This is a genomic window from Mycobacterium sp. (genome assembly GCF_004298145.1).
GTDB lineage: Bacteria > Actinomycetota > Actinomycetes > Mycobacteriales > Mycobacteriaceae > Mycobacterium.
The window spans coordinates 85446-93486 of sequence record NZ_SCRH01000003.1 but is presented as its reverse complement, the minus strand read 5'-3'; the positions used below and the strand labels follow the sequence as shown (position 1 = coordinate 93486).

At 66.5% G+C, this 8041-nt stretch carries 7 protein-coding genes; 6 read left to right on the top strand and 1 reads right to left on the bottom strand.

The window, feature by feature from the left end:
- Positions 1-123 precede the first annotated feature (123 nt).
- From EPN51_RS01000 to EPN51_RS00985, 4 genes are read left to right on the top strand one after another with little or no spacing between them, the layout of a single operon-like run.
- Entirely contained in the window at positions 124-1227 is a 1104-nt protein-coding gene (locus tag EPN51_RS01000; protein WP_293035071.1) for an acyl-CoA dehydrogenase family protein, read from the top strand.
- On the top strand, positions 1224-2390 hold the full coding sequence (locus tag EPN51_RS00995) for an acyl-CoA dehydrogenase family protein (protein WP_293035063.1): 1167 nt from the start codon (positions 1224-1226) through the stop codon (positions 2388-2390). The genes EPN51_RS01000 and EPN51_RS00995 overlap by 4 nt, the downstream gene beginning before the upstream one ends.
- Complete coding sequence (locus tag EPN51_RS00990; RefSeq protein WP_293035061.1) at positions 2387-3322, top strand: acyl-CoA dehydrogenase family protein; 936 nt, start codon at positions 2387-2389, stop codon at positions 3320-3322. Before EPN51_RS00995 ends, EPN51_RS00990 begins: the two co-directional genes overlap by 4 nt.
- Before the next feature lie 28 nt (positions 3323-3350).
- Complete coding sequence (locus tag EPN51_RS00985; protein WP_293035059.1) at positions 3351-4859, top strand: class I adenylate-forming enzyme family protein; 1509 nt, start codon at positions 3351-3353, stop codon at positions 4857-4859.
- Here EPN51_RS00985 and EPN51_RS00980 read toward each other — a convergent pair.
- Positions 4822-5085 carry a hypothetical protein gene (locus tag EPN51_RS00980; RefSeq protein ID WP_293035057.1) on the bottom strand — a complete coding sequence of 88 codons (264 nt, stop codon included), beginning with the start codon at positions 5083-5085 and terminating at the stop codon, positions 4822-4824. The two genes, EPN51_RS00985 and EPN51_RS00980, sit on opposite strands and share 38 nt — an antisense overlap.
- 429 nt (positions 5086-5514) lie before the next feature.
- On the opposite strand from EPN51_RS00980, the gene EPN51_RS00975 reads away from it, so the two are divergent.
- Both EPN51_RS00975 and EPN51_RS00970 read left to right on the top strand, forming a co-directional pair.
- Positions 5515-6546 carry a hotdog fold thioesterase gene (locus tag EPN51_RS00975; RefSeq protein WP_293035055.1) on the top strand — a complete coding sequence of 344 codons (1032 nt, stop codon included), beginning with the start codon at positions 5515-5517 and terminating at the stop codon, positions 6544-6546.
- 81 nt (positions 6547-6627) lie between these two features.
- Complete coding sequence (locus tag EPN51_RS00970) at positions 6628-7836, top strand: amidohydrolase family protein (protein ID WP_293035053.1); 1209 nt, start codon at positions 6628-6630, stop codon at positions 7834-7836.
- The last annotated feature ends 205 nt before the right edge of the window (positions 7837-8041 follow it).

The window sequence follows — 8041 nt, the reverse complement described above, 5'->3', positions numbered from 1 at the left end:
CGGTGCCGGTGAGCCGCACCGGCGACGATGCAGAGCGCAGCGATGAGGAGGAGCGGTGCCGGTGAGCCGCACCGGCGACGATGCAGAGCGCAGCGATGAGGAGGAGCGGTGCCGGTGAGCGCAGTGGTTGAGGAGTTCGGCGCGTGGTTGGTGCAGTTTTTGCCCAACGACTACTACGAGAAGTATCGGCAGTACCGGTGGGACCTGGGTCTGCGGCGCGATTACCAGCGGGCCGCCTTCGAGGCCGGGTGGATCCAGCCGACCTGGCCCCGCGAGCACGGCGGCCGGTCCCTGGGTTTGCGCGACGCCATGGAGATCCGGCTCGAGGCCGCGCTGCGCTCGGCGCCCAAGCTGCCCAATATCGCCGGCCCCAACGTCGCCGCGCCGGGCATTCGTCAGTTCGGCACCGCCGCCCAAATCGAGCGCCTGCTCGTTCCACTGCTCCGCGGTGACGAGTGGTGGGCGCTGGGGATGTCCGAACCCGAAGCCGGGTCCGATTTCGCGGGGCTGCGCACGCGCGCCGAACGTGATGGGGACGTGTTCCGGGTCAACGGCCACAAGATCTGGACCACCCAGGCCCACGAGTCGCGATGGTGCACCCTGTACGCCCGCACGGATCCCGATGCGCCGAAACACCGCGGCATCTCATGCCTGATTCTGGATCTGCACGCGCCCGGGGTCAGGATCGAGCCCATCCGCATGGCGTCGATCTCCGACGAGACGTTCTGCGAAGTCTTCCTCGACGACGTCGAGGTGCCGGCCGACAACCTGCTGGGACCGCGGGGCGGCGGCTGGAATGTCGCCTTGTCGTCGCTGCAGCATGAACGCCAGATGATCTGGATCATGAACTGGGTCGAGATCAAACGCGGCCTCGACGCGGTGCGCACCGCCGACGCCGCGGGCTCGGGCTCGGGCCACGACGTCTACACCGAGCTCGGTTCGCTGCTGGCCGACGCCGAGGCGCTGCGGGCCACCGGATATCGCGCACTGGGCAACGAACTCGCGGGACGGCCAAGCCCCGAAGCCGACACTATGAAGCTGCTCGGATCGCTTACCTTGCAGCGTGTTTGGGAGCTCGGCGCGGCCGCCGCGGGCCCGGAGTCGGCCGCCGACCCGGACCTATTGTTCGAACGTCAGGACGCGCTGGCCGCGACCATCTACGGCGGAACGTCGGAGGTGCAGCGCAACATCATCGCCGAGCGGCTGCTCGGGCTGCCGAAGGGATGAGCACCATGGATTACGATCTCGGCGACGACGCCGGACAACTGCGAAGCCACCTGCGCGAGCTGGTAGCCAACCACATCCCCGCCGACTTCCTCGGCGCCTGCACCGAAAACCCGCGGGATCTCGCCACCACCGAAACGTTCTGCAAACTGCTGGCCACCGAGGGGCTGCTGGCGCTGGCGTGGCCGAAAGAGCATGGCGGCGGCGGTGGTTCGGTCTGGCAGCAGACGGTGCTGCGCGAGGAGATGTGGGCCCAACACGAGCCTCGCGGTCCGCAGTACATGGGGATCAACTGGGTTGGGCCGGCACTGATGCGCTACGGGACCGAGGAACAGAAGGCCAAGCACCTGGCGGCCATCGCCGCTGGGGACGTCATCTGGTGCCAGGGCTTTTCCGAACCCGAGGCCGGAACGGACCTGGTGTCGTTGCGTACCCGCGCCGTTCCCGACGGCCCGGACGGAAAGGGCTGGCGGATCACCGGCCAGAAGGTGTGGACGTCGTATGCGCTGATGGCATCATGGTGCGTGCTGGCGGCGTGCACCGACCCCGACGCTCCAAAAGACAAGCGCCTCACCCTGTTTCTGATCCCGATGGACCGCCCCGGCTTCACCGTCCGGCCCATCCCGTCGATGCTGGGGCCGCACCATCTCAACGAGATGTTCCTGGACGACGTGCAGGCGTTTCCCGGCGATGTGCTCGGCGAGGTCGGCGACGGATGGCGGGTGATGCGCGAAGCGCTGGCCTTCGAGCGGGTGGGCATCGCCCGGTACGCGCGGTGCGAGTCACTCCTCGAACGCATGCGCAGCCGGCTCGGCGACGAGTGGGATGAGCTGCCCGAAACGATTCGTACCCGGTGGGTGCGGGCGCTCGTCGACCTGCGCGTCGCCCGGCTGCTGGCCTATCGCGCCGTGTCACTACAGGACGATCCGGCGGCGGGCGCGGCCGCCAGCGCCGCTCGCATCGTCACGACGACCCTCGATCAACAGGTCGCCGAGCTGCTGTTCGACGTGCTGGGCCCCACGGCGCTGGACAGCGGCAGTTCCGCACCGCTGCACGGCGCGACCGAAGACCATTGGCGTTACGCACAGGCGGCCACCGTGGCGTCGGGCACCATCGAAGTGCAGAAGATGTTGGTGGCACGAGACGTGTTAGGAGGAAGCCGATGAAAACCGATCTGCCGCAAGATATCAGCGAATTCGCCACTGTCGCCTCCAAGCGGCTGAGCCGATTGGGTGGACCGCCGGCAGCGCTGCGCGCCGAGTCCGACGACACCGTCCGCGACGCGGCCCGTACCGCGTTGACCGAGTTGGGCGCGTTCGAACTCGACGTACGCTCGGCGCCCGACGATCTGCTGGCCGCCGCGGTGCTGTGCCAGAGCGCCGGCGCCACCGTGCTGCCCTATCCACTGGTGGAGGAGCTGCTGACGATCGACGGCGCACGCCTGGCCCTGGTGAACCCGAAAGCCCCGCGCATCGACCACGGCGATCTGGCCGGTGACTGGATCGCCGCGGACCTGGACGGCAATCGGTACCGGCCGCAGCCGGCGGCGCGGACCGGCGCCAAGCTGGGGCCGTTCCTGGTTCCGGCCACCCTGAGCGCACCCGAGGGCAGCGTCGGAGCCGCCGACGTTAACCTTCATCTTGTGCTGGGATCATGGCGGATTCTGGGAGCGGTGCAGCAGGCGTTGCGCATCGTCACCGACCATGTGCGCGCCCGGATTCAGTTCGGCAAGCCGCTTGCGGACTTCCAGGCCGTCAGGTTCGCCGTCGCGGACGCCGCCGTCGCGGTCCGCGGGCTCCATGAACTCGCGAAGTACACGATTTGCCGACCGGAATCACTGCCGGCGCAGATCCATTCGGCGGACGCCCTGGTGCTTCGGCTCAAGGCCGCTGACACCGCACGGCAGGTGATGCGCACCTCCCACCAGTTACTGGGAGCCCTGGGTTTCTGCGACGAGTCCGACGTCAGCGTGCTCGACCGGCACACCCAGCCGCTGATGCGGCTGCCGCTGGGCACCGAGGAGCTCACCCTGCGCCTGATCCCCAGCGTGTCGGACGGGTCGCTGGAGACGCTGTTCAGCGAACCGGTTTCGGTATGAGCCGTCTCGGTGATGAGGAGCGGCGCGGGTGAGTACCGAACCCGTCGCGGCCGACGCACCGGCGAACCCCTTCGCGGACGGAGTTCCGTTCGGAACCAAACTGCAAGAGCTCGCCGAACAACGTCGGGACGATTCCGCCGTCACGATCGTGGCACTCGACGGCACCGTCCAGTCGCTGACGTTCGGTGAACTCGACACCCGCGCCAACCAGTGGGGCCGCGCACTTGCCGCCAACGGTGCCACGACCGGTTCCCTTGTAGCGCTTGCTATTCCAAACTCCCAGCATCTGGCGCTGGCGACGCTGGGCTGCTGGAAGATCGGCGCGGTTCCGGTGCCCATGCACTGGGACCTTCCCGAGTGGGAGCGCGACCGGGTGCGCGAGGTGATCGACCCAGCCGTCGTCGTCGACGAAACGAGTCGCTGGGAGCTCGAAGCCCGCGCGGCCGGCGAGTCCGACGGCCCGCTGCCGGTCGCCGTCTCCCCCACCGCCCACGGGATTTGCAGCAGCGGTTCCACCGGCTTGCCCAAGGTGATACTCAACCTGGCGCCGTCGCTGTGGATCCCCCAGCAGGGTGAACCGTTCTTGTCGAACTGGACACCGGTGACACAGCCACAGACCATCATGGTGCCCGCACCGATGTATCACACCAACGGCTTCGCCACCTTCCTCATGCTGCTGGCCGGCGACCATCTTGTGATACTCGAAAAATTCGATGCCGCATTGGTTCTCGACGTGATCGAGCGTTTCCGGATCACCAACTTCACGGCCACCCCCACCATGCTGGCGCGCATCGCGGCCCGGCCCGACGTCCGGCAGCGCGATCTGTCCAGCATCGTCTTCATCCTGCAGGGCGCCGCGGTGATGCCGCCGTCGCTGCTGCATACCTGGTTCGAACTGCTCAGCCCCGAGCAGATCGTGACGGCATACGGCATGACCGAAAATCTGGGGCTCACCGCGCTGCGCGGCGACGAGTGGCTCGCTCACCCGGGCAGCGTGGGCCGCGGATTCCGGGACACCGAGATCCGGATTCTGGACGCCGAGAAACGGCAGCTGGGCCCTGGCGAGGACGGTGACGTGTATCTGCGGGCGCCGATGAGCGCGGGATACCGCTACCTGGGTGGTGCGCCTCCGCTGCCGTCGACCGAGGACGGCTTCCGCTCCGCCGGGGACATGGGTCATCTCGACGCGGACGGCTTTCTCTACATCGTGGACCGCCGCGTCGACATGATCGTGACTGGCGGCGCCAATGTCTTTCCGGCCGAAGTCGAGTCCGCGCTCGCCGGCCACCCCGGCATCGCCGACGTCGTCGTGATCGGCCTGGCCGACCCGCAATGGGGGCGTCGCGTGCACGCGGTGATTCAGCGCGCCGGCACCGATGGCGCCGAGCCCCTCACCGAACAGCACGTGATCGAGTACGCGAAGATCCGCCTCGCCCCGTACAAGGCGCCCAAGACAGTCGAATTCGTCGACGCGATACCGCGCACCGCGGCAACCAAGGTCAACCGCTCGGCGATGATCGAGGCCCGGGGCGGCTGAGCAGGTGGGCGGCGTCGCCGAGCGGCCTATCGCCCTCGATCACGATCATGACTGCGCTGTCGGTGTCGAATTCGCCGAACACCTGCCCGATGCGCTTCGTCGCCCGGATCGACGGCGCGGCGGCGGGAACCATCGTCACCCTGTGCGCCTTGCCGACTACTCCCAATTGCGGCACGCCGGTATTGACGATGACGGCGAGAACCAGCGAGGAGAGAACGATCAGCACTGGCGATCCGTGGATCATTCGCGCCAGAAAAGACGGAGCCGAATGCGATGCCGATTCGTCCTTCATGCCGCCCAAAACCACACATGGCTGTACCGCTCCAATTGAGTGCGGGCGAGACGCTGAGGTCCAAAGTCACGCGGTTTCGGCGGCGGCCACATAAGTAGTCATCTCGGTGACGGCCGGGATTCACCTGCGCATATCGTCGGCATATTCGATTGCATTCGAATTTTATTGACCGTAAATATTATTCGCCGTCAGTAACGCACCGCGAAATTCGCGGTCGGCTCAGTCGATTTCGACATGGTGCGACGCGGCCCGCGGCACCCGAAGAGCACCACCCCCGCTGCAAGCTTCGCGGATATGCCACAGCGCGCGGTAACCTCATTCTCGGAGCGCAAGGATTGCGCCACGGAAAGGGACACAGCGCCGATGACCGCCCCTAGCGACGCAGCCGACGTGACGCGCGGCGACCGCTTCATCAAGGCCGCCGTCGCGATTCTGGGCGAAACGGGACGCACCGACTTCACCGTGCAGGAGGTCGTCGCCCGCTCCAAGACCTCACTGCGTGCCTTCTACCAACACTTCAGTAGCAAGGACGAACTGCTGCTGGCGCTGTTCGACAGAACCATCGCCCAATCGGTGCAGGCCTGGCGCGCCGAAACCATGGGGCTGGACAGCACCTCGGCACTGAAATTACTGATCGACCGGGTCAGCCAGCAACCGGCATCGAGCACCCAGGACAGCCTCAATCGGGCGCTGACCCTCTACAACCAGCACCTGGCCGAGACCCGTCCCCGCGAATATGCCCGGGTGCTCTCTCCCCTGCATCGCCTGATCCGCGACATCGTCGGTCAGGGCATCACCGAGGGAGTCTTCAACCCCGGATTGGACGTCGGTGCGGCCGCCGCCATCGTCATGCAGACGGTGATGGGCGCGCAGCGATTGCATTGGCTGGGTTCCGAATTGAACGGCACACCGGTCGACAACGGCCAGCTCTACGACTTCTGCAGCCGCGCCCTCGGTATCCGCGAGACCGGCGAAGAGTCGGCGGCCCCGTCGCTGGCCGAGCTGTTCGCCCAGATCGGCATGCGCCCGGGCAGCCGCAACGGCGAGTTCGCCATGACCATGCCCGTCAGCCCGCAGGTGGTCAACACCTCCGGCGCGCTTCAGGGCGGCCTGATCGCCACGCTGGTGGACGTGGCGGGCGGGCAGTTGGGGCTGGATTACCTGGAACAGGGCACCACGATGACGACCTCGGATCTGTTTGTCCGCTACCTGCGACCGGCCCGGCAGGGCTCGGCCTTCGCGGTGCCCAAGGTGTTGCGATCCGGACGGCGGGCGATGGTGATGCAGGTGGACATCTACGGCGACGGCGACGATGAACTCCTCGCCACGGCCACCGTGAATTTCGCCATCATCAACGGCACGACGCCGACGAACGGGCTGCGGGCTGACAGTTAGGCCCGTGTACACGTCGTTGCGCAGAGATGGTAACGTCATTACCAGGCAGTGAGAATCTAAGACTTTTGCAAGGAGATCGCCATGCCATCTCGCGAGCTTCCCTTCCCCGTTTTCGACGCGGACAACCACATGTACGAGCCGCAGGAAGCGCTGACCAAGTTTCTCCCGGACAACCGCAAGCGCGTCATCGACTACGTGCAGGTCCGCGGCCGTACCAAGATCGTGGTGCGCGGCCACATCAGTGAATACATCCCCAACCCGACGTTCGAGGTGGTTGCCCGCCCGGGCGCCCAAGAGGACTACTTCCGCCACGGCGCCCAGGGCAAGAGCTACCGCGAGATCCTCGGTGAGCCGATGAAAGCCATCCCCGCCTTCCGCGAGCCGGGCGCGCGTCTCGAGGTGATGGACGAGCTCGGCATCGACTACGCCCTGATGTTCCCGACGCTGGCCAGCCTGGTCGAAGAGCGCATGAAGGACGACCCGGAGATGACCCACGACGTCATCCACGCGCTCAACGAGTGGATGCACGAGCAGTGGACGTTCAACTACCAGGACCGCATCTTCGCCACCCCGGTCATCACCCTGCCGATCGTCGACCGTGCGCTCGAGGAACTCGAATGGTGTCTGGAGCGCGGCGCCCGCACCGTGCTGGTCCGCCCGGCGCCGGTGCCCGGTTTCAAGGGCAGCCGCTCGTTCGGCCTCGAGGAGTTCGACCCGTTCTGGCAGGCCTGCATCACGGCCGACATCCCGGTCTCGATGCACGCGTCGGACAGCGGTTACTCGGAGTTCGCGAACGTGTGGGAGCCCGGTGACGAATTCCTGCCGTTCAAGCCGACCGCCTTCCGGAGCTTTGCGATGGGCCATCGGCCGATCCTGGACGCGATGGGTGCGCTGGTGTGCCACGGCGCGCTGTCGCGCAACCCGGAGCTGCGGATCCTGTCGATCGAGAATGGCGCCGACTGGGTGCCGGACCTGTTCAAGGGACTCAAGGGTGTCTACAAGAAGATGCCGCAGTCGTTCAGCGAGGACCCGATCGAGGCGTTCAAGCGCTGCGTCTACATCACCCCGTTCTGGGAGGACCGGTTCACCGAGATCGTCAACATGGTCGGCACCGACCGGGTGATGTTCGGTTCGGACTGGCCGCACCCCGAGGGCCTGAAAGACCCGATCTCCTTCGTCGACGAGCTGGGCGACTTCAGCGACGAGGACAAGGCAAAGATCATGGGCGGCAACCTGATGGAGCTGATGAAGGTTTCCGCGCCGGCGTCGAAGAAGCCCGTCTCGGCCTGACCGCGCGCCGGGCGCCGTCCGCTGGGCGGCCGAAATAATCTGTGCGCCTCACCTTTTCGAGGCCCACCGCGGCGGTGCGCCGTTTTCCACCAACGGGCCGTCCCGGCCCTGGACCGCTATCGATTTGCGGAAGTGTCAATTTCGCTTGCCGGCGAATTGGTCGACGAAACACGCCGGTACCAAACCGCTGCGATACGCAACTAAT